The following is a 23,957-nucleotide window of genomic DNA, read 5'->3' as shown; positions in this document are numbered from 1 at the left end:
TTTAAGGAATTAATATGTTAAACAAAAAAACAGTGTTAATTACTGGTGGCACTGGGTCATTTGGTAAAAAATTTATAGAAACTATTTTAGCGCGCTACCCAGATGTAAAAAAAATAATCATCTATTCGCGTGACGAATTAAAGCAGTCTGTAATAAAACAAAAATACCCAGCATACGATTACCCGCAATTACGTTTTTTTATTGGTGACGTTCGTGATAAAGAGCGTTTAACACAAGCGTGTGAAGGTGTTGATGTAATTATTCACGCAGCAGCTATTAAGCAGGTTGATACCGCTGAATACAATCCAACAGAATGCATTCGTACAAACATAGATGGTGCTGAAAATGTTATTCATGCTGCATTAGCATGTGGTGTCAAAGATGTTGTTGCACTATCGACAGACAAAGCATGTGCACCAATTAACTTATACGGTGCTACTAAACTCGCATCAGATAAATTATTTGCTGCTGCTAACAATATTCGCGGCTCTAAAGATATTAAATTTAGCGTTGTTCGTTATGGTAATGTGATGGGCTCTCGTGGCTCTGTTATTCCTTTCTTTTTAGAAAAACGAAAAGAAGGTATTTTACCAATCACACACAATGAAATGACGCGTTTTAATATATCGCTTCAAGATGGCGTTAATCTAGTTATGTTTGCCTTGGGCAACCACCTAGGTGGTGAGATATTCATCCCTAAAATCCCGTCATACAAAATTTTAGACATCGCAGAAGCCGTAGCACCTGAATGCGAAACGCGTGATGTAGGTATTCGCCCAGGTGAAAAACTACATGAAGAAATGATTACAGATACTGACTCGTTAAATACGATTGATTTGGGTCCTTACTACGCAATTTTACCATCTGTATCGTATACATATACCGAAGAAGAATACCTTGCTCATCACAAAGCTGAAAAAGTACCGTTCGGTTTTAAATACAACTCAGGAACAAATACTGAATGGGAAACAGTAGAGGGTTTGCGTAAACTTATTATTGACCATGTAGATCCATCATTTGAAGTGCAAGGCTAACAAAATGATACCGTATGGAAAGCAAGATATAACTCAAGCAGATATTGATGCAGTGGTTAATGTCCTAAAGTCGGATTTTTTGACGCAAGGGCCACAAGTCCCCGCTTTTGAAAATGCACTTATGAAAGCGACAGGTGCGGATCACGCACTTGCCGTTAATAGTGCAACGTCAGCTTTGCATATTGCTTGTTTGGCGCTTGGGCTAGGGGCAGGTGATACATTATGGACAACACCAGTCACTTTTGTAGCCTCAGCTAATTGTGGTTTGTATTGCGGAGCCTCAGTAGATTTTGTTGATATAGACCCCGCTACTTACAACCTTTGCCCAAAAGCATTGGAGCAAAAATTAGTACATGCTAAAAAAGAAGGTGTTTTGCCTAAAGTTTTAGTTGCAGTGCATTTGTGTGGTCAGCCATGTGACATGAAAGCAATCCATGCGTTATCAATAGAGTATGGCTTTAAAGTCATTGAAGATGCTTCACATGCAATAGGTGGCCGTTATTTAGAACAACCAATTGGCTCATGTGAGTACAGTGATATTACCGTGTTTAGCTTTCATCCTGTTAAAATTGTTACCACTGCAGAAGGTGGTGCGGCATTGACGAATAGCAAAGCACTTGCAGACAAAATGGCACTTTACCGAAGCCATGGAATAACACGTGACGAAGCATTAATGGAAAATGCATCTCATGGTGGTTGGTACTATGAGCAAGTGGATTTAGGTTTCAACTACCGTATGACAGAGCTGCAAGCTGCACTCGGTGTGTCGCAAATGAGCCGCTTAGGTGAGTTTGTTTCTGCACGTCATGAATTAGCAGTGAGTTATTACGATAAGCTAGCTAGTTTACCGATTGTACTGCCTTATCAGTTACCTAATACTTATTCTGGCTTACATTTATATGTTATTCGTTTAAACCTAAATGAAATTAGCAAAACGCACAAAGAAGTGTTTGACGAGCTAAGAGAAAACGGTATTGGTGTAAACCTGCATTATATTCCTGTGCACCTACAGCCTTATTACCAAAAAATGGGCTTTAAACAAGGTGACTTTCCAAATGCAGAGAGTTATTACAGCAATGCTATTTCATTACCGATGTTTCATGGTATGACCCATGAGCAGCAAGACGAAGTTATCAGTACGCTCACACAAATATTAGAAGCCTAATCATGAATATAGCAATCATCCCTGCACGTGGTGGCAGTAAACGCATACCGAGGAAAAATATCAAAGAGTTTCATGGTAAGCCAATGATTGCTTATTCAATTGAAGCGGCTTTAGACAGCAAGTGTTTTGATAAAGTAATTGTCTCTACCGATGATGCTGAAATAGCCGAAGTTGCAATACAATATGGGGCAGAAGTACCTTTTATGCGTCCTGCTAATATTGCGGATGATTATGCAACCACGCTTGATGTAATAAAGCATGCTGTTGAGTATACCGAGTTACAGGAATGGGGCGTTGAAAATGTATGTTGTATATATGCAACCGCTCCTTTTTTAATACCTGAGTTTATTCAGCGCGGATTTATAGAGCTGACATCGAGTAATGTAGATTACGCCTTCAGTGCAACAAGTTTTCCTTTTCCAATTCAAAGAGCTTTAAAGCTTAATGATGCACGCTGTGTCGAAATGTTTCAGCCAGAACATTTAAATACTCGTTCTCAAGATTTAGAAGAGGCCTACCATGATGCAGGGCAGTTTTACTGGGGTACTGCCAAGGCATTTATAGCAAAAAAAGCTATTTTCGGAACAAGGTCGAAGGCTGTTTTGTTACCACGCAAACGAGTACAAGACATAGATACACCTGAAGATTGGGAATTAGCAGAAGCTTTGTTCCGAGCGATTGAATGCTAAAGGTCGTAATTAGGGCTGATGCGTCTTCTTACATAGGCAGCGGACATATCATGCGTTGCTTAGTATTGGCTGATAGCCTAAAACTAGATGGTCACGACGTTTTATTTGCCACCCGCCCGCAAAACGGTGATTTAGTCACATTTATAAAGCAGCGTGGTTTCTCTATTTATGAATTGCAGCAACCTTCAGATTGGTTAGTACCAACCTCGACTGCGGATTATGCCTCGTGGTTGCAAGTCACTGAGTATGATGATGCCCAAGAATGCGCTACCGCATTTGATAGCCCTGATTTAGTCATTACAGACCACTATGGTATTGGTGTACAGTGGCATAAGGTAGTGAAAAAAGCATATAACTGTAAAGTTATTGCAATTGACGATTTAGTAAGAGAGCACGCTGCAGACTTAATTATAGATCAAACATTGCTTAGAGAGCCAAGCGAATATCATTTATTAAACCCTAAGACCACCGCCTTAACAGGTACGCAATACGCGATTATAAACACTCATTTCTCATCTCGTCATTTGTCGCAGTTGGCAGCAGTAAATACATTAAAAAATAGACCTCGTGTATTACTGTCAATGGGAGGCATAGACGCCCCCAATGCAAGCTTACAAGTACTTAAAGTTTTAAAAGATAGTGTTAACCCGCCTATAACAACTGTATTGCTTAGCACAAGAGCACCTCATTACAAAAGTGTTACAAAGTTTGCTATAGAGCAAAGTGCGTGGTTGACTCACATCGATTTTGTAGATGACATGGCTACTCTCATGTGTGAGCATGATATTGCCATTGGCGCGCCAGGCTCAACGTCATGGGAACGTGCTTGTGTCGGGTTACCGAGTATTGTTATTGCACTTGCTGATAACCAGCAGACTATTTGTAAAAATTTAGAAGTCGTTGGTGCTGCAATTAGCGTTGAGTTAGAGGCGATTAGTAAAAACTTAATCAAGGCGTATGAGCAGTTAATTACTGACTATTCAAAAATGCGAACAATAAACCTGCAGTTATGTGATGGGCAAGGTGTTAAGCGAATAATGAAGCACATTACCCAATTACTTGATAGCTCACTAAGCCTAAGATTAGCGACACAACTTGATGTTGAACAGGTGTACGCTTGGCAATGTGAACCTGAAACACGACGTTATGCACTTAATAAAGACGTTCCGAGTTTAGCTGAGCATCAGGCTTGGATGACTAAAAAGCTAGCAAGTAAAAGTGACTACTTTTATGTGATTGAATTAACCAAAAGCAAAGATGAAAAAGCGGTTTCTGTAGGCGTAGTCAGGTTAGATAAGACAGCCGAAAACACGTATACCATTTCCATCTTTATAGCGCCAGAGCACTTTGGTAAAGGGGTTGCGAAACTCGCTTTAAAACAAGTAGATATATTACATCCTACAAAAATTATACATGCTGTTGTACTAAAAGAAAATACAGCATCACAAGCTTTGTTTAGCCGAGCTGGCTACCAACGAATTAATGAAGAGCAATTTACTCGACAACCTGTGGAGTGAGGGATTTATGAATAAATTTATTACTATCGATAACAGAAAAATTGGCCCTGACTATGCGCCGTATATCATTGCTGAAATGTCAGCGAATCATAACGGTGATATCGAAAATGCCTACAAAATAATGGAAATGGCAAAAGAGTGTGGTGCAGATGCAATGAAGCTGCAGACTTATCGTCCTGATACCATAACAATGAAAAGTGATAATCCTGAATTCTTAATTAAAGGTGGGTTGTGGGACGGTAAAACACTGTATGACTTATATGAAGAAGCACACATGCCGTGGGAATGGCACAAACCTTTATTTGAAAAAGCCAAAGAGTTAGGTATCACTATTTTTAGCTCGCCGTTTGACTTTACTGCCGTTGATTTACTCGAAGAACTTGGTGCGCCTGCTTATAAAATAGCATCGTTTGAAGCTATTGACTTACCATTAATAGAGTACGTTGCTAAAACAGGTAAGCCAATGATTATATCAACCGGCATGGCTAACGAAGAAGAAATTCGTGAAGCAGTAGAAACTGCCAGAAATGCAGGTTGTGAAGAGCTTGTTGTACTGCATTGTGTGAGTGGTTACCCAGCGCCCTCAGGAGATTACAATCTGGCGACTGTTGCAGATATGGCCACACGCTTTGATGTATTAACGGGTCTATCAGATCATACTATCGATAATACGACGGCTATTACATCAGTGGCTTTAGGTGCATGTTTAATAGAAAAGCATGTCACGCTTGATCGAAATGGCGGTGGACCAGATGATAGCTTCTCATTAGAAAAGCCAGAGTTACTACAGTTGTGTAGAGACTCTAAAATAGCATGGGAAGCGGTTGGTAAAGTAAATTACGAGCGAAAAGAGAGTGAAAAAGGCAATGCAATATTTAGGCGTTCACTCTATGTGGTAAAGGATATCGCTAAAGGTGAATTATTTACGCATGAAAATGTAAAGAGTATTAGGCCTGGTTATGGACTAGCTCCTAAGCATTTATATGGCGTGATAGGTAAAATATCTAGTTCAAGTATTCCTTCAGGAACTGCTCTTTCGCATGAGCTTGTAAAGTGAAGTATTATTTCTCAGTGTTGTTGAAGTAAAATGAGCATAATAAAAACTTTTAAATTGATGCACACTTGTTTATCTAAGGAAGATGAGTGTGTTTTGGCGTATTTTTTTGGAACCAAACTCGAAAGTTTAGATAGTTATAAAAGGTTGAAGTCCAAACATCCGGGAATAATTCCACAAATATGTTTATATTTTTATACATTATTAAAATTAGTTCGTTTTAGGAAAGAGAACTTAGATAGTGCTCATGAGATATTAGTATTTGCGGGGACTAATAATCAATATAATAGCCTTGACTCAACCTTAAATGGATTAGACAGGTTGAATATTGCATATAATTTAATTACGTCAAAAGTTATTAAAGGGAAAAGTAATGATTTCTCAATTAATATATTTGATTTTTTAATCAGTGTATGTACTTTTGTTATTAAATCCCCAAGACTTTATTTTAAATTAAAAAAAGCAAATAAAAATTTTGAAATAAATTACTTTTTTTCTGCACTTTGTCAGAGTTATACCTTTTTACCTTACTTTATCAGGACGCTAACTAAGCTATCGAGTAAAGGAAATCTAAAGTTAGTCATACTATCTAACGATCATAATAGCGCGAATAGGTGCTTACGCCTTGTATGTGAAATGTTAAATATAAAAACCTTTTATATGCAACACGCGTCTGTTTCGAAGTTATTCCCGCCCCTACAGTACGATTATGCATTGCTTGATGGTGAAATAGCTTATGAAACATATAAAATGTGCGTTGATAATCTACCAGGTGTATCAGTATTTCCTGCTAACGTGTTTTTAAGTGGTCAAAAAAAGTTAATAAACACAAATAAGGATGTAACTGGTGCTTTTGATGTAGGAATAGCTGTCAACATGTTGGATGATTTCGATTACTTAAAAGTATTGATTGAAAGATTAGTTGAGTGCGGAAATAAAATATTAGTAAGAACACACCCATCTCAACCGAGTTCTTTTTTAAAAAAGTTATCGGTTATTATTACTAACACCCAAATTCAGTGGTGCGATCCAACTACAAATAGTTTGAGCTCTTTTTTTAATTCAATAAATTGCTTAGTGTCAGCTAATTCTAGTATTCACCTAGAAGCTGCATTAGCAGGAAAGGCAACCTTATATTATGAATTTTCTTCTGATGCAGATATGTCTGATTATTATGAGTATAAAAAAAACGGCTTAGTATACCCTTTAAATTTAGATAATATTGAACAGTCTATTAAAGAAGGGGTTATTTATTGCTCTTCTAAAAAGCGTAGTCAAGCGGTAAAAAAATATAGCGCAACATATATGACAAAGTGGGAGCATCAAGAGGGAGAGCTTTCTGCTGAGTTAATAAAAAAAATCTTAACCAATGAAAGTTTTAATGATTTGTTCAAACTATCTAAATCAAATTTTTATACACTTTATGACATAAGACAATTATGAGTGGTTTCTTCAAAAGTAGTTCAATCTATGTATTAAGCTCTATAGCAAGTGCCTTAATACCTTTTATATTACTGCCTATTCTAACTCGTTACCTTACACCTGAAGAATACGGCCAAATTGCTATGTTTATCATTTTCACTAGTGCCTTAGCTGCTTTAATAGGTTTAAGTGTAAATGGCGCCGCCAATCGCCGTTTTTTTGATGAAAATATTCTTCCAGCTGAACTTGCGAGGTTCAATGGAAATTGCTTTTTTATATTATTAGCTAGTACGAGTTTATCATTAATCATTTTAGCATTTATCGATAATTTTTTAGCTGCATATTTAGGTATTCCAACGACTTGGGTTTACTTAGGTATATTGAGTGTTTTTTTTAGCTTTATATTAAATATACGCTTAGGACAATGGCAAATTAGAGGCAGAGCAAAGTCGTATGGTGTACTTCAAATCACGAATGCACTCGTTGTTTTATTATTTAGTTTATTGTTTGTTATTTTATTTAAATTAGGTTCAGATGGACGTATTTTCGCAATTGTTATAACAAGTACAATGATTGGCTTTGTATCTTACATAATTCTTCGTAAAGATAAGCTAGTTACATTTGAATATAATATAAATGATATTAAATATGCTTTATCATTTGGTGTGCCACTTATACCGCATGTGCTAGGCGGTTTTTTATTACTCTCTATTGACCGATTAATAATAAATAAAGAGCTAGGTTTGGAGATGACGGGAATTTACATGGTAGCTCTTAGCTTAGGTAATGCTTTAAATATTATTTTCACTAGTATTAACAAAGCTTACTCTCCTTGGTTGTTTAGTCAGCTAAAAGAAAATGATCTTAATAAAAAAATATCGATTGTTAAAAAAACATATATATATTTTGTTTTTTTAATTCTAATGGCGTTACTATCTTTTTTTATTGCTCCGACGATATTGAAACTTATAGTAGGTGAAAAGTTCTACCAAGCTGCTGAAGTATTACCCTTTATCATCGCAGGGCAAATCTTTCTAGGCATGTACTTTATGGTAACGAATTATATCTTTTATATAAAGAAAACCAAATACTTATCATATGTAACTATTTCTTCAGGTGTGATTAATATTGCTTTGTTATTAATTCTAATTCCACACTACGGTATAATTGGTGCGGGATTTGCCTTTTTGATTGCAAATGTCTGGCAGTTTATCTGCACATGGATTGTCAGTGCAAAACTATTTGATATGCCATGGGGGCTAAGAGAGTTAAAATGAAAAGTATATTAAACTTAATGCGCAAATTAAAATATCGTTTCAGAAAAAAATATTACACCAAAAAAGCGCTTAAACAAATTTCTTATTGTAAAGAACTGCCTAATATCAACTATAAAAGCAGCTTCAATGGAAATACATATTTGGGAAGCAATTGTCATTTTAATGGAATGCAAATTTCGGGTGGGGGCAGGGTTACAATAGGTGATAACTTCCACTCGGGGTCGTCGTGCATGATGATAGCTCAAAACCATAATATTAATGGCGGAGCCCTACCTTATGACAATACTTATATTTTAAAGGATATTGAAATAGGCGATAACGTTTGGCTAGGAAACCGAGTTATTATTTTAGGTGGGGTTAAAATTGGTGAAGGGGCTGTAATACAGGCTGGTAGTGTGGTTGTATCTGATATTCCTACACTCGCTATTGCAGGCGGACACCCTGCTGTTGTTTTTAGTCATAGAGATTCTGAGCATTACTTTAGGCTTAAAAACGAAGAGAAGTTTAATTAGAGCATTATTTGGCTGAATTATTTAACTATTGCTAATGAGTATTAAGATATTAAGTAGTTTAATAAGCAATACCTTATTATCAAAGGTATATTTAAATTACTAGTCGATTATTCATTATCGTTTTGTAATAAAGCCACGAAATTAATAAAAAGGTATAGATATAGTGTTGGCAGAAATAAGATCATTATGGATCGGTGGATCTTTATCTAGATTAGAGAGAGTGTGTTTAACGTCTTTTTTGCGCGCAGGGCATAAAGTGTACTTGTATACTTATGATGAAGTGCTAAACATACCTGAAGGTGTGGAAGTACTAGACGCTAATTCAATACTCCCTAGAGATAAAATATTCACTTATGGAGCAGTCACTGGCAAGGGAAAGGGAAGTTACGCAGGTTTTGCAAATCACTTTAGATATGAAATGCTTTTAAAGTGTAGCAATACCTATTGGGTTGATATGGACGTTATCTGTTTATCTCCATTTTACATTGAGAACGAGCTCGATTTTGGCTTTGAAAATGATACTTATATAAACAATGCCGTAATTGGAACTCAGGAATCGGGTAACAAGTTATTTTCTAATTTAAGTAACTACTGCAATAATCCATTTCAATTTACAAAATGGGATACTTTTAAGTTCTTAATCAGAAAACTTATAGGAAGGACATGGGGAAGAGGGGATTTCTCATATCTACCGTGGGGAATTACCGGCCCAAAAGCACTTACAGGCTTTGTGAAAAAAGGAAGTTTACTTAATTTTGCTGCACCAATCCAAAAATATTATCCAATTCCATCCGCTGATTGGAAGCATATATTTTTTGCTAGTGACGAGCATATTAACCTGGATGGGGCTCAAGCCGTACATTTATGGAATGAACAATTGAGAAGAGATGGTTTAGATAAAAATTCAGTTTTTGATAAAGACTCTTTATATGAAAGATTGATCTTAGATTTAAAACTCGATGAATAGTGACTTCTTGTAAATGATTTATCTAGTTCTTATTGCTGTTGTTGTTTTGTTTTCATATTCATCTATAGCAAAAAAAGATTATAGTTTTCTAGGGTACTTTTTAGTTCTTGTACTAGCTCTGTTTGCTGGTTTAAGGCATGAGGTTGGTGCGAAGCCTGATTGGGAAGTGTACCATCAGGTGTTTTATGATGCGCCTGAATATCTATCTAACTTATTTAATTACTTTTCAGATAATAGCCGCTTAGAAAAGGGATACTTAACTTATAATTTTATTATTCATTATTTCGTTGAAGACTTTAATTTTTTTCTAGTGGTCACTGCATTATTTACAATTGGATTAACGTACAAAAGTGTATCTATTTATACACCAATGACCATTTTTGCATTACTACTATACATGCGATATGGTTATTTTCAGTTTAATATGATGTTTTTGAGGCAAGGTATTGCTGTAGCAATATTTTTATATTCCATACGGTACATTAAAAGTAGAAATATTTATGGTTACTTTTTATTAAATATAATAGGAATTACATTTCATGTTAGTTTAATTGCTGTATTACCTTTGTACTTTTTTGTACACAAAAAATTTAGTCCCCGCGTATTTTTGTTGATCTTAGCGAGTTCTATATTTTTACAGGCTATCAATATAATTAAATTACTAGCTGACGCCTTGCCAAGTTCGAATATTATTCTTTATGCTTTTAAATCATATGTTTCCTCTGGAGAACCAAAGCCATTTTCTTTCTCATTCATAGAAAAGCCCTTAATGTTCTTTATTTTATTATATTATTACAAAAGGTTAGAAAAAAGGTTTGAATATTACAACTTATTTTTCAACCTGAGTTTTATTGGTCTTATCTTAAGTATTTTGTTTTTACAGTTTGAGGATTTAAGTGATCGATTTGTTATTATTTTCAACATAACGAATATAGTTCTTTTGACTTACTTGATGCGTATATTTAAGGGAGGAGGCAAGCTCGTTTATTTGTTTATAGTATCGTTGATTGTTGTTTTTTTTGTTTACAAAATAACAAATGCAGAACAATACATACCTTATAATATATTGGGTAAAATTTATTTTTAATTACAAGGCTTCCATGTTAACAATAGGCATATCAACTGTCGCTTCTTCTTTGAGTGAGTTGATTATATATATACAGGATAACATTAAAAAAATTGATCCTAGTATTGATTTTTTAATTTGCTCTCAAAGAGAACCAGAGAATGTGGCTATAGTTATCTCTGAAAGAATAAAAGTATTAAAAACAAATGAGTCAGGACTAAGCCGCAGTCGAAACACACTACTTAAAGAAAATAAAAATAAATGGTTATGGATTCAAGATGATGACATAAAAATAGAATTTGAAGCTCTACAGAAACTTTTAGAAACTCTTTCAGAATCAAGAGACGATCTTGTTTTTATTAAAGTAAAATCATTAGAAAATAAAAATGAATTTTATAAAAATTATACTTTTCATGAAACTCATCGATTAACCAATTCGTTAAAAATATCTTCAATTGAAATAGTCGTACGGCGAGAATTTGTAAACGATAAAAATATTAAATTTGATACAAATTTGGGCTTGGGTACAGATCTTCCTTGCGGTGAAGAAAATAAGTTTGTATTAAATTTATTTCAGTCCAATGCAAAGGTAAAATATCTAGATTTAGCTACATGTTTTCATACCACAGAACTTGAAGGTAGAGAGATTGACCATAAAGGACGCTTTTCTGCACGCGGTTATTTATTACGTTTTTACCCGTTTTATATTAGCTTCCCTCTAATGATTAGATGGGCAATATACATTCCTGCTGAGTTGTCTTTTTATAGAAAGATAATACTAATGTTAAGAACTTATTTTAAAAGGTAATTTTAAGCATTATATAGCCATAATAATTTTAACTAAAGATTATTCCCATGTGTAATTAATCACTTATATAATTAAATTTTTGATACCATTAAATTCTGGCTTTTATCAAATTAATGTCAAACCTATCAGTACAAATCTATAAACAGGATAACTAATGAAAATCCTATATTTACATCAATACTTTGCTACGCCCGAGTCAAATGCTGGAACGCGATCTTATGAGATGGCCAAGCGACTAGTTAAAAGCGGTCATGATGTTACATTTATTACTAGCTCGGCTTATTTTTCAGATAACTACAATCTAAACTATGGTTGGAACCTTATAGATATTGAGGGTATAAAACTACACGTTCTACATTTAGCATATTCAAATAAAGATAGTTTTTTTAAGCGAATTTTAAAATTTATTAGGTTTTCAGTAAGCTCAACAGTTAAATCTTTTTCTATCAAAGCCGATGTGGTTTTTGCCACAAGTACACCCTTAACTATTGCGATACCAGGGGTGATTTACTCTAAGTGCAAAAAAAGGCCTCTAGTATTTGAGGTACGCGATCTTTGGCCTGAATTGCCAGTTGCTGCAGGCGTCATAAAAAATAAATTCATAATTAAATTTGCAACATGGTTAGAAAAATATACCTATAAAAATTCAACTAGATTGATTGGTCTTTCACCAGGCATGTGTGATGGAATAATAAAGCATGGTATTTCGCCTGACAAAGTAACCCTTGCTACAAATAGTTGTGATACGAGTTTGTTTGATGTTAGTAAAGATGTCGGCATTGATTATTTAAAATCTAAGTTAGGTTTTGTTAATGGTAGAAAACTTATTGTATATACGGGTACGTTCGGTCTAATTAATAATGTGAGCTATATTGTGAGCTTGGCAAAAGCTGCGCAGAACTCTAATCCAAATTTATGTTTTGTTGCAATTGGTGACGGGATGGAGAAAGAGAAGATAATAAGCGAAGCAAGGGCGCTAGGTGTTTACAATAAAAACCTATACTTTCTTGACCCAGTACCAAAAACAGAAATAGTTCGTTTATTATCTGCTGCAGACTTATCTTTATCATTATTCGGTCCAGTAAAAGAGATGTGGCATAATTCTGCAAATAAGCTGTTTGATGCATTAGCTTCAAAAACGCCTATCGCTATTAATTACGGTGGTTGGCAAAAAGACTTCATTAAAGAACACAAATGTGGCTTAGTTTTAGAGGCGGATGATTACAAGGCATCTAGTATGCTTATTAGTGACTTCCTTGACAGTAAATCTGATTACGAAACAGCCGTGAATAGCTGTAAAACACTAGCTTATGAACATTTTTCTAGAGACATGATGGCTACAAGAGTCGAAAAAACGCTACAGGATGCTATTAATGATTAAGTATCTTTTTGACTTAACGGTTTCAATAATTGTATTTTTGATTTTACTTCCAGTTATATTACTGGTTGCTGTGCTAATCAGAATAAAATTAGGTTCACCTATTTTATTTACGCAAAACCGCCCTGGTTTACACGGTAAAGTATTTAAAATGATGAAGTTTAGAAGCATGCTCGATGCCAAAGATAAGCACGGTAACTTGCTTCCAGATAACGAAAGAATGACTAAGTTTGGCGCTTTTTTACGCTCAACTAGTTTAGACGAGCTACCTGGTTTGTTTAATGTTATTAAAGGCGATATGAGCTTAGTTGGGCCTCGGCCACTATTAGTGCAATATTTACCGCTGTATAACTCAGAGCAAGCTAAACGCCACAATGTAAGACCTGGTATAACAGGTTGGGCACAAGTTAACGGGCGTAATGCAATTGGCTGGGATGAAAAGTTTAAGTTTGATGTATGGTATGTAGAAAATCAAAGCTTTCTACTCGATATGAAAATATTACTGTTAACTGTAAAAAAAGTTTTTGTAAGAGAAGGCATCAGTGCTGATGGGCACGTAACTATTGAACCTTTTAAAGGCTCTAACAATGACTAAGCCATCTGTAAAAACGTTGGCTATTTTAGGGGCTAGTGGCCACGGTAAAGTAATAGCTGATATTGCAGAGCAACTAGGTTTTAGTATTAGCTTTTATGATGATGCATATCCTGATAAAAAAAGTATAGAGCATTGGTCTGTTATAGGTACATTTTCAGATTTACTCAATGTACCTAGCACCAACATAAATGTTGCTGTTGCTATAGGTCACAATAATACTCGAGAAGAAAAAATAACAACGTTAGCCAAAAATGGCTACACACTACCAGCCCTAATACACCCAAGTGCAATTATAAGTAAATATGCTCAAATAGATTTAGGGTCTGTCATAGCTGCTAATACTGTTATTAACGCTTTTGCAGTAATAGGCCGTGGCTGTATAATTAATACTTCAGCTATAATTGAGCATGATTGTAAAATAGGTGACTTTACCCATATTTGTCCAGGTACAGCATTAGCTGGCGGAGTTTGCGTCGGGCGAAGTAGTTGGGTAGGTATTGGAAGTAAAGTAAAACAACTTATTAATATTGGCGACAATACATTAATTGGTGCAGGTAGTTTAATTGTCAAAGATATACCATCTGGTGTAATTGCTTATGGCTCTCCTTGCACTAAAGTTTCAGATAATAGTTAAGCCTTTTTAAATTTTATAGGAATTGCATGTTAAATACCCCATTTTCCCCATGGCCTAGCTTTACACAAGAAGAAGCTGATGCAGTTAGCCGTGTTATTTTATCTAACAAAGTAAATTATTGGACTGGCACTGAAGGCCGTGAATTTGAAAAAGAATTTGCAACATGGGCTGATAGTGAATATGCCATAGCGTTAGGTAATGGCACATTAGCACTCGATCTTGCTTTAAAAGCATTAAATATAAGCGCTGGTGATGAAGTAATAACTACACCGCGTACTTTTTTAGCATCAGCTTCAAGTATTGTTACATCTGGTGCGGCCCCTGTATTTGCGGATGTTGATCTAAATAGCCAAGCTATTACCGCCGAATCTATACAAGCAGTATTAACGCCAAAAACAAAAGCGGTTATTGTTGTTCATTTAGCGGGTATGCCAGCTGAAATGGATGAAATAATGGCGCTCAGTAAAGAACATGGATTTTATGTAATTGAAGACTGTGCACAAGCCCATGGTGCTAAATATAAAGGTCGTTCTGTTGGAAGTATTGGTCACATAGGTGCATGGAGTTTTTGCCAAGACAAAATAATGACTACTGGTGGCGAAGGCGGAATGGTAACGACTAACTCAAAAGAGCTATGGTCAACCATGTGGAGCTATAAAGATCATGGTAAAAGCTTTGATGCTATTTATAATAGAGAGCACCCACCAGGTTTTAGATGGCTGCATGAGAGTTTTGGTACAAATTGGCGTATGACCGAAATGCAAGCTGCTATAGGGCGTATTCAGCTAAAGCGTATGGCTAATTGGACCGCAAAACGTCAAGCTTATGGTGCATTACTCGATAATGCTGCAGATAGCTTTGATTGTGTAAGATTAGTTAATGTGCCAGAACACATCGAACATGCTCAATATAAGCATTATATATTTATAAAACCCGAATGTTTGGCTAATGATTGGAATCGAGATCGTATAGTAAACGAAATTGTGGAACGTGGTGTACCGTGTTTTCAAGGCAGTTGTTCAGAGGTTTATCTTGAAAAAGCATTTGATGGTACCCCATGGAGACCTAAAAAACGTTTACCTAATGCCGTACAGTTAGGAGAAACGTCAATTATGTTTTTAGTGCACCCAACTTTAACTGAAAGCGAAATAGGTAAGTCAGCTCAAATAATCAACGAAGTGCTTGTTTTATCTTCTTTAAAATAAAAACATATACCTAACGATAACGTTTACTTACAAAAAATAACCAAATACATAAAGACTATATAAATATTTACATATAGTCTTTAACTATTAAGTTCAATAGTTGTTCATCTTGTAGTAAAATTGTAATCAATAGAATAGTAGTATTACTACTAGCTTCAGGGAAATGTATTGTGCCTTTAAAATTTTTAGTTAATTTACCTCGTCCTCAAAAAAGAATTATTTCTCTCTTCATCGATAGCGTATTTATAATAGTCGCTTTTTGGCTGGCTTTTTTACTCAGACTAGACAGCACAGCAGTTTTAAAAAATACACACACGTGGGTACTATTGGCAGCAGTATTACCTTTAAGTTTATTAAGCTTCGTAAAACTTGGGCTTTACAGAGCTGTATTGCGCTATATGAATACTCAGGCTATGTGGGCAATTATTGCGGGTGTTGTTCTTTCGACTGTTTATTTAACTGTATTATCTTTTTTTCTTAGTGCGCCAGTACCAAGAACAGTACCATTTATTTATGCCAGCTTTTGTATTTTATTTGTTGGTGGTGCAAGGCTAACCGTGCGAGCTGTAGTTGGCCAAATAACTATGCGCCGTAAAGAAGGTGTAATTATATATGGAGCAGGTTCTGCTGGTCGTCAATTAGCCACGGCCTTAGCAAATGGCCCAGAATATTCACCAGTCGCCTTTATTGACGACGACCCTAAAAAGCATTTATCGTTAATTCAAGGTATTTGTGTGCACGCACCTTCTCAAATTGCTGAAATAGCAAAGCAAAAGTGCGCAAATAAAATATTATTAGCGCTGCCAAGTACATCTCGAAGCCGTCGAAAAGAAGTACTTAACGCGATAGAGAAATTTAAACTACAAGTAATGACTGTTCCCGGCATGGCCGACATTGTTGCTGGTACAACTAACCTTGATGAAGTCAAAGATGTTGAAATTGATGACCTGTTAGGTCGTGATTCAGTTCAACCACGACAAGATTTGATGTCGGCAAATATAACTAATAAAGTAGTGATGGTTACAGGTGCTGGCGGCTCTATAGGTTCCGAGCTTTGTAGGCAAATAGTAAAAAATAGTCCGACTAAATTAGTACTATTTGAGCTTTCTGAGTTCGCGCTTTATGCAATTGAAAAGGAGCTGTCAGAATTTTGCGCCAAAAATGACTCAAGTATCGAAATATTACCAATACTCGGCTCTATTCAAAATAAAAAATTAGTTGAGTCAACATTTTCTACTTTTAGTGTTCAAACTGTTTATCATGCCGCTGCGTATAAGCATGTACCATTAGTTGAACATAATGTAGTTGAAGGCGTACGTAACAATGTTTATGGCACCTACAATGTAGCTACAGCGGCAATTAATACTAAAGTAGAAACATTTGTATTAATCTCTACAGATAAAGCAGTACGCCCAACAAATATAATGGGTACCACTAAGCGCATGGCTGAATTAGTACTGCAAGGGCTATCTGAAATCCAAGACACAACACGGTTTACTATGGTCAGATTCGGTAATGTTTTAGGATCGTCTGGTTCTGTTGTGCCTCTGTTCAGAAAACAAATTAAAGCAGGCGGCCCAATAACACTTACTCATCAAGATATAACGCGTTACTTTATGACAATACCAGAAGCTGCCCAGTTGGTTATTCAAGCGGGTGCAATGGGAGTGGGTAGTGACGTGTTTGTACTTGATATGGGAGAGCCTGTTAAAATTAAAGATTTAGCTGTTAAAATGGTTCATTTATCGGGGCTTGAAGTTAAACATGCAAAACGCCCAAATGGCGATATAGAAATAAAGTGCACAGGATTACGCCCGGGTGAAAAACTCTTTGAAGAGCTCCTTATAGGAGACAACGTAATTGGAACAGACCACCCAAGAATCCTAAGTGCACAAGAAGTTAAAATGCCTTGGTCTGAGCTCGATCCATTTTTAGATAAACTTAAAATTGCATGTGACGAGTCTGATCATCAAGAAATACGTAGGTTATTTTTAACAGCACCTACTGCCTTTTCACCCACTGATGGCATTTGTGATTTGAATTGGAAGCAAAAATATAACAATCAAACTAACGTTACAATTTTACCAAACGTAAGTGGCTCTTAAAGCGAATAGATTGCAATAGTTTGATCTCTGTAGGGAATGACGTACCTACGTGGATTTTTATCCTGGTGTATGCGTCCATGTGGGCGCCTTGCTTGCTGGCGCACTAAAAGCGCAGCTTTTAAGTATTTATCAAATTGCGATAACAAGCTTCTCGCCTACGTGAATTTTTACACTCGGTGTATGTGACCATGTAGGCGTCTTGCTTGCTGGCGCACTAAAAGCGCAGCTTTTACGTATTTATTAAATTGCACGAGCAAGCTTCACGCCTACGTGTATTTTTATCCTTTGTGTATGTGCGCATGTAGGCGCCTTGCTGCTGGCGCTCTAAAAGCGCAGCTTTTACATGTTTATCAAATTGCGTGAGCAAGCTTCACGCCTACATAGATTTTTACCCTCGGTGTATGTGATCATGTAGGCGCCTTGCTTACTGGCGCACTAAAAGCGCAGTTTTTACGTATTAATTAAATTGCGTGAGCAAGCTTCACGCCTACATAGATTTTTACCCTCGGTGTATGTGATGATGTAGGCGCCTTGCTTACTGGCGCACTAAAAGCGCAGTTTTTACGTATTAATTAAATTGCGTGAGCAAGCTTCACGCCTACGAGGATTTTTATCCTGGTGTATGCGTCCATGTAGGCGCCTTGCTTGCTGGCGCATTAGAAGCGCAGCTTTTACGTATTTATTAAATTGCACGAGCAAGCTTCACGCCTACGTGTATTTTTATCCTTTGTGTATGTGCGCATGTAGGCGCCTTGCTTGCTGGCGCATTTAAAACCACCTCTTTTACAAGTAAGCACAATCCCAATATGGGTATTTCCTTATGTTGTCCACTAAGCCAGCACGTAAAGGGTTTGCCACTATATACCTCGCTTGACCTATTAAATCTTCATCATTTCTTATTTTGTGGTCATAGTAATTTGATTGCCATATCTTTCCGTGTGTACCGCTATGTTTATTAAGTCTATAAGTGGTAATGTTTTTAAAATTCCTAACTAGGTTTGAAAGGTCAAGGCTACTATTTAACTGTAAAAGCCAATGTATATGATCAGGCATAATTACGTAGCAGATAGTATTCAGTGAATTTTTTCTTGAAAATTTAATGAGTTCACTTGCAATTAACCGCGCCCATAAAAAGTTAGCAAATAATGGCTTACGAAAATCACAACAAATTGTAATAGAGTAATAAGCGTTTACCGAAGTGCAGCGTCCTTTTAAACGTTTATGTGTGTTAGCCATATAATTAATTTCCATTTGAATAAATTAATTTTCGCGAGCAAGCTTCACGCCTACGTGTATTTTTACCCTCGGTGTTTGTGACCATGTAGGCGTCTTGCTTGCTGGCGCACTAAAAGCGCAGCTTTTACGTATTTATCAAATTGCGTGAGCAAGCTTCTCGCCTACAATTTACCAATCTCAACTTCAACATCATTACTTAATACCTCTTTGTACTTTGCTGCTAACGCACTTTTTGCATCATCATCGCCATGCACAATTTTTATATGGCTTGGCTTTTTATGCATACCCGTTACAAACTTAATTAATCCGTTTTGATCGGCATGGGCGCTATAGCCACTAATTGTATGTACTTTGGCGTTTATAGTTATGCGAGCATCATTTATAAAAACATACCCATTACGTGGGCCATACTTTTGAATCTCGCGGCCTAACGTTTTATTACCTTGGTAACCTACAAATAATACATCGGTGGTTTTATCATTTAAAAATCGCTCAAGATAATTAACTATTCGCCCACCAGTACACATACCACTTGCCGCTAATATTATGGCTGGTGTTTGCCGCGAACTTAAATAGTTAATAACAGCCAAATGCTCTTTGTGTGAATCAACCGTAGTTAGATTGTTAAAATCGAGCGGGTGCCTACCGTTTGCAACTTTGCGTTTGGCCTCGCTATCCCATAGGTGCTTAAACGTTTTGTATTGCTCAGTAAAATTGGCTGCCATAGGGGAGTCGAGTATTACGTGAATGTCTCGCCACTTAGACTTTTTAGATGAGCTATGTATGAGTTGCTCTAGCTCGTATAGCAGCTCTTGTGTGCGGCCAATACTAAAAGCAGGTACTAAAACAACACCATTGTCGGCTACGGCGCGTTCAATAATGCTTTTTAGCGTTTTTGTACGCTCTTTACGGCCTTGATGATTTTTATCACCGTAGGTTGATTCAATAACTAGAGTATCGGCTTTATAGGGCGGCTTAGGTGAAGGGAGTAGCGGGGTATACGGCGCGCCTAAGTCTCCTGAAAATACAACGCGATGTTTGTTGTTATCATTATTTGTAATATCAATTTCAACGTAGGCAGAACCCAATATATGCCCAGCACGCTGAAACCTCGCTTTAGCTTTATTGAGCCCTTTGCAAGGTAGTTCAAACCACGTTTTATAATCTACAGCAACTATACGTTTATTTAATAAGCTTAAGCAGGCAGCTATAATTTTAGGGTCGCGGGTTACACCCACTTTTAAAGCATCTTCAATTACTAAAGGTAATAAGCTGGCAGATGCAATACTTGTAAAAATAGGGCCTTTAAAACCGGCTGCTAATAAGTAAGGAATTCGGCCAACATGGTCAATATGGCAATGGGTAACAATAAGGGCAGTAACATGGGTAATATTAAACTCAATTGAAAGGTCGGCTTTAGAGTCTTCGCCTTGAAATAATCCGCAATCAATAAGCACACTTGTTTGCTCGTTAACTACCAGCTCGTGGCACGAACCAGTAACGCCGTTAACCGCTCCGTGGTGAAGTATTTGCATTGTGCTTCCTTGTCATCAATTTGTTACATTGAATTTTAAGGTAGAAGTAAAGCCATAATTATTCAAGGTTTTAACGCTTGGGCTAAATTAATAACTCACCTACAACATGCACCAACCTGTAGGTGCGAATTTACATCGCGCTCATGCTTTAACACCTAAAAAGCGAGGTATAAAACCTCACCTACAAACATGTACTAACCGGTAGGGACGAATTTACTACGCGCTCATACTTTAACTCCCAAAAAGTGAGGTATAAAACCTCACCTACAAACATGCACCAACCTGTAGGTGCGAATTTATTTCGCGCTCATGTTTTAAATCCTAAAAAAGCGAGGTATAAAACCTCACCTACAAATATATACCAACCGATAGGTGTGAATTTATTTCGCGCTCATGTTTTAACACCTAAAAAGCGAGGTATAAAACCTCACCTACAAACATGTACCAACCGGTAGGTGCGAATTTTCTTCGCGCTCTTACTTGTATATTTATTAAAAAAATATTAATTAAATTTCTTAATAAATTTTCGCGGCTAAACTTTTGTTTAGCCCAATCTAAACATAGCTTTATAGGTACTAAACTAGCGTTAAAGCCTTTACTCCCTTTAAACTCAATAACAATATTTATCAAAGTGAGTGGCTATTAACCACTAAGGCGTATTTACATAGGCACTCTATGTTGGCTATAATGCCGCCGTTGTTTAGTTTGGAATTGTATTTTTTGCAATTTAGTTATGTATTAAGGGCTACTATGGAATGTTGGTATTTAGTCGTATGCAAACCTAAGCAAGAAGAGCGAGCGAAAACTAACTTGCAAAATCAAGGGATTGAAGCGTTTTACCCCAAATTAACTACCGAAAGGTTGGTTAAAGGTCGTCGGACCGTCAAACACACCGCTTTATTCCCTAATTATTTATTTGTATGCCTTGAATCAAAAAATGGTAACTTTTCTGCTGTAAAAAACACCCGTGGAATAGGCGGTTTTGTTTCTTATGGAGCAAATTATCAGTTGGTTTCTAAGTACATAATTGACCAGTTAAAAAATGAACGTGCACACACTACTGAATCACAAATACCAAAAACAGGTGATGTAGTAAGTGTTAACAATGATTCATTCAGTAATATACAAGCAATATACAAAGAGCCCGATGGCGACTTGCGCAGTATTTTACTAATTAACTTACTTAATCAAAAAATTGAAGTAAGTGTAGATAATAAAGATATTAAGCAATAGTAACTAAAAACGTAGCAGCGGTTTTACACCGCGTGAATTAAAACGTAGCAGCGGTTTTACACTGCGTGAATTAAAATGTAGCAGCGGCTTTATGCCGCGAAAAAATATTTTTATATCAGTAACTAGGAACTGTAACCTAAGGGCGGAAGCGTGCCTAAAGCACTTAAAGCTACATGGTTAAGTTCACTTGTAGACGCGCAGCTTGCTGGCGTGACGAGCAAAGCTCGTAATAGGGTTTATTCATGAAAGGGCTAAGAGCGCACTGCGCTCAAGAGAAGTAAACAGCCACAAGTACTTATTTAAATGGCTTCTCATTTACTCCTCATTTGCTTCTCTTTGTGCAATAAAGCTTTAAGTGGTTAATCTGAAGAGGTCGAGCGCACTGCGCTTTAGAGAAGTAAACAGCCATAAAGTACTTATTTAAATGTCTTCTCATTTACTCCTCATTCGCTTCTCTTTGTGCAAAACTCAATGAGTTTATTCAAAAATAAGCTAAGAGTGCTATTCGTGTGAAAGCCCAACGGCAAAGTTTAACACCGTGGTTAAGTTCACTTGTAGACGCACAGCTTGCTGGCGTGACGAGCAAAGCTCGTAATAGGGTTTATTCATGAAAGGGTTAAGAGCGCACTGCGCTTTAGAGAAGTAAACAGCCATAATACACTTGTTTAAATGGCTTCTCATCTACTCTCATTCACTTCTCTTTGTACAATTGGTGATGAATGCGTTAAGTGTTTTACTGAAAACGGCTATCAATTAAATTTATTCATAAAGGCCTTATGAAAATACTGATATAATTTCAGTGCTAATTAAAAACTTAGTAACAAAGCTTTTACAAAGCAAAGACTATTGATTCACAATAGTGCACATGCTTTAATTAGTCGGCTAAAATACAAGTGCTCACCAAGGTTGGTGAGTAAGTGCAATATTTAAAATAATTTTGGGATTCTACAATGGCGTTAAGCTGTAAATCACTCGCATCAATACTCGCAATACTAAGCATGACCGGCTGTACAATAGTACCAGGCAGCCACTTTGAAGGTATAGACTCAGGCGAGCAAACACAAAACCTCGAACAAGATCTCGAAAAAGTAAACATTCAAATAATCGACTCGCTACTAATAAATAAACAAAATCAAGCGCGTATAGCAGCTAAACCAATTTCAAGCACCGCTGGTTTAAACGTAAGTAACTACGAATACAAACTAGGTGTTGGCGACGTACTAACAATAGGCGTATGGGATCACCCAGAGCTAACAATACCGGCAGCAGTACAACGTACCGCAGAGTTTGACGGCTTTAGAGTACAACGAGATGGCACCATTACTTACGCTTACGCACCAAATATACCCGCTGCAGGTAAAACAATAAGCCAAGTACGCAACGAGCTTGTAAAACGCCTAAGCCGAGTAATAGAAGACCCTCAAGTAGACGTAAAAGTAGTTGGCTTTAGAAGCCAGAAAACCTACGTTACCGGTGAAGTTAACAAGCCTGGTGTATACCCAGTAACCGAAATTCCACTTACCTTAATTGATGCCTTAAGCCAAGCGGGCGGCTTAACTGATGCAGCCGATTGGCGCACAGTAACATTTACCCGTGGCGACAAAACAGAAGTTATTAAACTTGATGACTTTTATGCCCATGGTGACATTTCGCAAAACCGTTTGTTACAACACGGCGACATAGTGCACGTAAACCGAAACGATGCACAAAAAATATTTGTATTGGGTGATGTTAAAAAAGCAGGTTCAGTAACGCTTAACCGTTATGGTTTAAACTTGGCCGAAGCGCTAAGCGATTCGGGCGGCTTAAACGAAAATACAGCCGACGCTAATGGCGTATTTGTACTGCGTAGAAGTGACGTAGAGCAAACCGGTATTATTGCAAATGTATACCAATTACATGCTAAAAATATAGCGGCAATGGTATTAGCTGAGCAGTTTGAGCTACAACCGCGCGATATTGTATATGTAACATCGGCACCACTTGCCCGTTGGAACCGTGTAATTAGCTTACTATTACCGTCAATCGCTACTGTAGATAGTGTTGACGATATAACTGCAAACTAAGGGTTTTTAAAATGTTTGATTCAGTTTTAGTAGTGTGTGCAGGCAACATTTGCCGCAGCCCAACAGGTGAGTATGTTTTAAAGCAAAAGCTTAAAGGCAAAAATATTAAAGTATCGTCAGCTGGGTTAACAGCACTTGAAGGCAAACCAGCAGATGCAAAAGCAAAGCAAATAGCGCTCGCACATGGCGTTAATATGGATGCACACCAAGGCAAGCAGCTTACATCAAGCTTAGTAGCGCAAAACAGCGTAATACTCGTAATGGAAGAACGCCATTTAAACGATGTACATGCTCGCTACCCAGAGGCGCGCGGTAAAACGTTTTTACTCGGTAAGTGGATTAATAACGCCGAAATACCAGACCCATATCGCCAAAGCCAAGAGGCTTTTGAGCACGTTTATACATTAATCGACAGCGCGTGTAGCGCTTGGCAAAAGTATTTATAAGGAATGGCTAATT

Annotated in this window: 21 protein-coding genes; 19 read left to right on the top strand and 2 right to left on the bottom strand. The window is 36.8% G+C overall.

Annotation, left to right across the window (positions count from 1 at the left end):
* The first annotated feature begins 14 nt into the window (after positions 1-14).
* The 16 genes from pseB (at position 15) to I6F47_RS02670 (ending at position 17,428) form a co-directional block, all read left to right on the top strand.
* A complete protein-coding gene (gene pseB / locus I6F47_RS02745) occupies positions 15-1,034 on the top strand; it encodes a UDP-N-acetylglucosamine 4,6-dehydratase (inverting) (protein ID WP_197183294.1) in 1,020 nt (339 codons plus the stop codon).
* Between the two features lie 4 nt (positions 1,035-1,038).
* Complete coding sequence (gene pseC, locus I6F47_RS02740) at positions 1,039-2,199, top strand: UDP-4-amino-4,6-dideoxy-N-acetyl-beta-L-altrosamine transaminase (RefSeq protein ID WP_197183293.1); 1,161 nt, start codon at positions 1,039-1,041, stop codon at positions 2,197-2,199.
* A gap of 2 nt (positions 2,200-2,201) precedes the next feature.
* The gene (pseF, locus tag I6F47_RS02735; protein WP_197183292.1) at positions 2,202-2,888 is read left to right on the top strand and encodes a pseudaminic acid cytidylyltransferase; all 687 of its coding nucleotides are present in this window, start codon (positions 2,202-2,204) and stop codon (positions 2,886-2,888) included.
* A complete protein-coding gene (gene pseG, locus I6F47_RS02730) occupies positions 2,882-4,405 on the top strand; it encodes a UDP-2,4-diacetamido-2,4,6-trideoxy-beta-L-altropyranose hydrolase (protein WP_197183291.1) in 1,524 nt (507 codons plus the stop codon). The genes pseF and pseG overlap by 7 nt, the downstream gene beginning before the upstream one ends.
* 7 nt (positions 4,406-4,412) lie before the next feature.
* On the top strand, positions 4,413-5,462 hold the full coding sequence (pseI, locus tag I6F47_RS02725) for a pseudaminic acid synthase (protein WP_197183290.1): 1,050 nt from the start codon (positions 4,413-4,415) through the stop codon (positions 5,460-5,462).
* A gap of 30 nt (positions 5,463-5,492) precedes the next feature.
* Positions 5,493-6,902 (top strand): hypothetical protein, encoded by a 1,410-nt coding sequence (locus I6F47_RS02720; protein ID WP_197183289.1) that lies wholly within the window; start codon positions 5,493-5,495, stop codon positions 6,900-6,902.
* The gene (locus I6F47_RS02715) at positions 6,899-8,158 is read left to right on the top strand and encodes a lipopolysaccharide biosynthesis protein (RefSeq protein WP_197183288.1); all 1,260 of its coding nucleotides are present in this window, start codon (positions 6,899-6,901) and stop codon (positions 8,156-8,158) included. The genes I6F47_RS02720 and I6F47_RS02715 overlap by 4 nt, the downstream gene beginning before the upstream one ends.
* A 230-nt stretch (positions 8,159-8,388) precedes the next feature.
* Positions 8,389-8,670, top strand: coding sequence for an acyltransferase (locus tag I6F47_RS20525; protein WP_231609139.1), 282 nt, complete (start codon positions 8,389-8,391; stop codon positions 8,668-8,670).
* A 163-nt stretch (positions 8,671-8,833) separates the two neighbouring features.
* The gene (locus I6F47_RS02705; RefSeq protein ID WP_197183286.1) at positions 8,834-9,637 is read left to right on the top strand and encodes a hypothetical protein; all 804 of its coding nucleotides are present in this window, start codon (positions 8,834-8,836) and stop codon (positions 9,635-9,637) included.
* 13 nt (positions 9,638-9,650) lie between these two features.
* Positions 9,651-10,724: an EpsG family protein gene (locus I6F47_RS02700; protein WP_197183285.1), complete on the top strand. Its 1,074-nt coding sequence runs from the start codon at positions 9,651-9,653 to the stop codon at positions 10,722-10,724.
* Positions 10,725-10,737: 13 nt separating this feature from the next.
* The gene (locus tag I6F47_RS02695) at positions 10,738-11,511 is read left to right on the top strand and encodes a glycosyltransferase (RefSeq protein ID WP_197183284.1); all 774 of its coding nucleotides are present in this window, start codon (positions 10,738-10,740) and stop codon (positions 11,509-11,511) included.
* Between the two features lie 154 nt (positions 11,512-11,665).
* Entirely contained in the window at positions 11,666-12,892 is a 1,227-nt protein-coding gene (locus I6F47_RS02690) for a glycosyltransferase family 4 protein (protein WP_197183283.1), read from the top strand.
* Positions 12,885-13,484 carry a sugar transferase gene (locus tag I6F47_RS02685; RefSeq protein ID WP_269435538.1) on the top strand — a complete coding sequence of 200 codons (600 nt, stop codon included), beginning with the start codon at positions 12,885-12,887 and terminating at the stop codon, positions 13,482-13,484. Before I6F47_RS02690 ends, I6F47_RS02685 begins: the two co-directional genes overlap by 8 nt.
* Positions 13,477-14,118, top strand: coding sequence for an acetyltransferase (locus I6F47_RS02680; RefSeq protein WP_197183281.1), 642 nt, complete (start codon positions 13,477-13,479; stop codon positions 14,116-14,118). The genes I6F47_RS02685 and I6F47_RS02680 overlap by 8 nt, the downstream gene beginning before the upstream one ends.
* Positions 14,119-14,144: 26 nt before the next feature.
* Positions 14,145-15,323 carry a DegT/DnrJ/EryC1/StrS family aminotransferase gene (locus tag I6F47_RS02675; protein WP_197183280.1) on the top strand — a complete coding sequence of 393 codons (1,179 nt, stop codon included), beginning with the start codon at positions 14,145-14,147 and terminating at the stop codon, positions 15,321-15,323.
* 170 nt (positions 15,324-15,493) lie between these two features.
* A complete protein-coding gene (locus I6F47_RS02670) occupies positions 15,494-17,428 on the top strand; it encodes a polysaccharide biosynthesis protein (protein ID WP_197183279.1) in 1,935 nt (644 codons plus the stop codon).
* A 783-nt stretch (positions 17,429-18,211) separates the two neighbouring features.
* On the opposite strand, the gene I6F47_RS02665 is transcribed toward I6F47_RS02670, so the two are convergent.
* Both I6F47_RS02665 and I6F47_RS02660 read right to left on the bottom strand, forming a co-directional pair.
* A complete protein-coding gene (locus I6F47_RS02665; protein ID WP_197183278.1) occupies positions 18,212-18,664 on the bottom strand; it encodes an REP-associated tyrosine transposase in 453 nt (150 codons plus the stop codon).
* Between the two features lie 161 nt (positions 18,665-18,825).
* Positions 18,826-20,199 (bottom strand): MBL fold metallo-hydrolase RNA specificity domain-containing protein, encoded by a 1,374-nt coding sequence (locus I6F47_RS02660; protein WP_197183277.1) that lies wholly within the window; start codon positions 20,197-20,199, stop codon positions 18,826-18,828.
* Between the two features lie 750 nt (positions 20,200-20,949).
* Here I6F47_RS02660 and rfaH point away from each other — a divergent pair.
* The 3 genes from rfaH (at position 20,950) to I6F47_RS02645 (ending at position 23,944) form a co-directional block, all read left to right on the top strand.
* Positions 20,950-21,432: a transcription/translation regulatory transformer protein RfaH gene (gene rfaH / locus I6F47_RS02655; RefSeq protein WP_197183276.1), complete on the top strand. Its 483-nt coding sequence runs from the start codon at positions 20,950-20,952 to the stop codon at positions 21,430-21,432.
* Positions 21,433-22,382: 950 nt separating this feature from the next.
* Positions 22,383-23,498 carry a polysaccharide export protein gene (locus I6F47_RS02650; RefSeq protein WP_197183275.1) on the top strand — a complete coding sequence of 372 codons (1,116 nt, stop codon included), beginning with the start codon at positions 22,383-22,385 and terminating at the stop codon, positions 23,496-23,498.
* An 11-nt stretch (positions 23,499-23,509) separates the two neighbouring features.
* Entirely contained in the window at positions 23,510-23,944 is a 435-nt protein-coding gene (locus tag I6F47_RS02645; RefSeq protein WP_197183274.1) for a low molecular weight protein-tyrosine-phosphatase, read from the top strand.
* Positions 23,945-23,957: the final 13 nt, after the last annotated feature.

Origin of the sequence: Pseudoalteromonas sp. NZS37 (genome assembly GCF_015864265.1) — a bacterium.
Classification (GTDB): domain Bacteria; phylum Pseudomonadota; class Gammaproteobacteria; order Enterobacterales; family Alteromonadaceae; genus Pseudoalteromonas; species Pseudoalteromonas arctica.
Note: the sequence above shows the minus strand (reverse complement) of the source record. Positions and strands in the feature narration are given on the sequence as shown.

Excerpts from the sequence above, each read along its gene's own strand:
- pseB (WP_197183294.1), top strand. The coding sequence starts at position 15 with ATGTTAAACAAAAAAACAGTGTTAATTACTGGTGGCACTGGGTCATTT.
- pseC (WP_197183293.1), top strand. The coding sequence starts at position 1,039 with ATGATACCGTATGGAAAGCAAGATATAACTCAAGCAGATATTGATGCA.
- pseF (WP_197183292.1), top strand. The coding sequence starts at position 2,202 with ATGAATATAGCAATCATCCCTGCACGTGGTGGCAGTAAACGCATACCG.
- pseG (WP_197183291.1), top strand. The coding sequence starts at position 2,882 with ATGCTAAAGGTCGTAATTAGGGCTGATGCGTCTTCTTACATAGGCAGC.
- pseI (WP_197183290.1), top strand. The coding sequence starts at position 4,413 with ATGAATAAATTTATTACTATCGATAACAGAAAAATTGGCCCTGACTAT.
- I6F47_RS02720 (WP_197183289.1), top strand. The coding sequence starts at position 5,493 with ATGAGCATAATAAAAACTTTTAAATTGATGCACACTTGTTTATCTAAG.
- I6F47_RS02715 (WP_197183288.1), top strand. The coding sequence starts at position 6,899 with ATGAGTGGTTTCTTCAAAAGTAGTTCAATCTATGTATTAAGCTCTATA.
- I6F47_RS20525 (WP_231609139.1), top strand. The coding sequence starts at position 8,389 with ATGATGATAGCTCAAAACCATAATATTAATGGCGGAGCCCTACCTTAT.
- I6F47_RS02700 (WP_197183285.1), top strand. The coding sequence starts at position 9,651 with ATGATTTATCTAGTTCTTATTGCTGTTGTTGTTTTGTTTTCATATTCA.
- I6F47_RS02695 (WP_197183284.1), top strand. The coding sequence starts at position 10,738 with ATGTTAACAATAGGCATATCAACTGTCGCTTCTTCTTTGAGTGAGTTG.
- I6F47_RS02690 (WP_197183283.1), top strand. The coding sequence starts at position 11,666 with ATGAAAATCCTATATTTACATCAATACTTTGCTACGCCCGAGTCAAAT.
- I6F47_RS02685 (WP_269435538.1), top strand. The coding sequence starts at position 12,885 with ATGATTAAGTATCTTTTTGACTTAACGGTTTCAATAATTGTATTTTTG.
- I6F47_RS02680 (WP_197183281.1), top strand. The coding sequence starts at position 13,477 with ATGACTAAGCCATCTGTAAAAACGTTGGCTATTTTAGGGGCTAGTGGC.
- I6F47_RS02675 (WP_197183280.1), top strand. The coding sequence starts at position 14,145 with ATGTTAAATACCCCATTTTCCCCATGGCCTAGCTTTACACAAGAAGAA.
- I6F47_RS02665 (WP_197183278.1), bottom strand. The coding sequence starts at position 18,664 with ATGGCTAACACACATAAACGTTTAAAAGGACGCTGCACTTCGGTAAAC.
- I6F47_RS02660 (WP_197183277.1), bottom strand. The coding sequence starts at position 20,199 with ATGCAAATACTTCACCACGGAGCGGTTAACGGCGTTACTGGTTCGTGC.
- rfaH (WP_197183276.1), top strand. The coding sequence starts at position 20,950 with ATGGAATGTTGGTATTTAGTCGTATGCAAACCTAAGCAAGAAGAGCGA.
- I6F47_RS02650 (WP_197183275.1), top strand. The coding sequence starts at position 22,383 with ATGGCGTTAAGCTGTAAATCACTCGCATCAATACTCGCAATACTAAGC.
- I6F47_RS02645 (WP_197183274.1), top strand. The coding sequence starts at position 23,510 with ATGTTTGATTCAGTTTTAGTAGTGTGTGCAGGCAACATTTGCCGCAGC.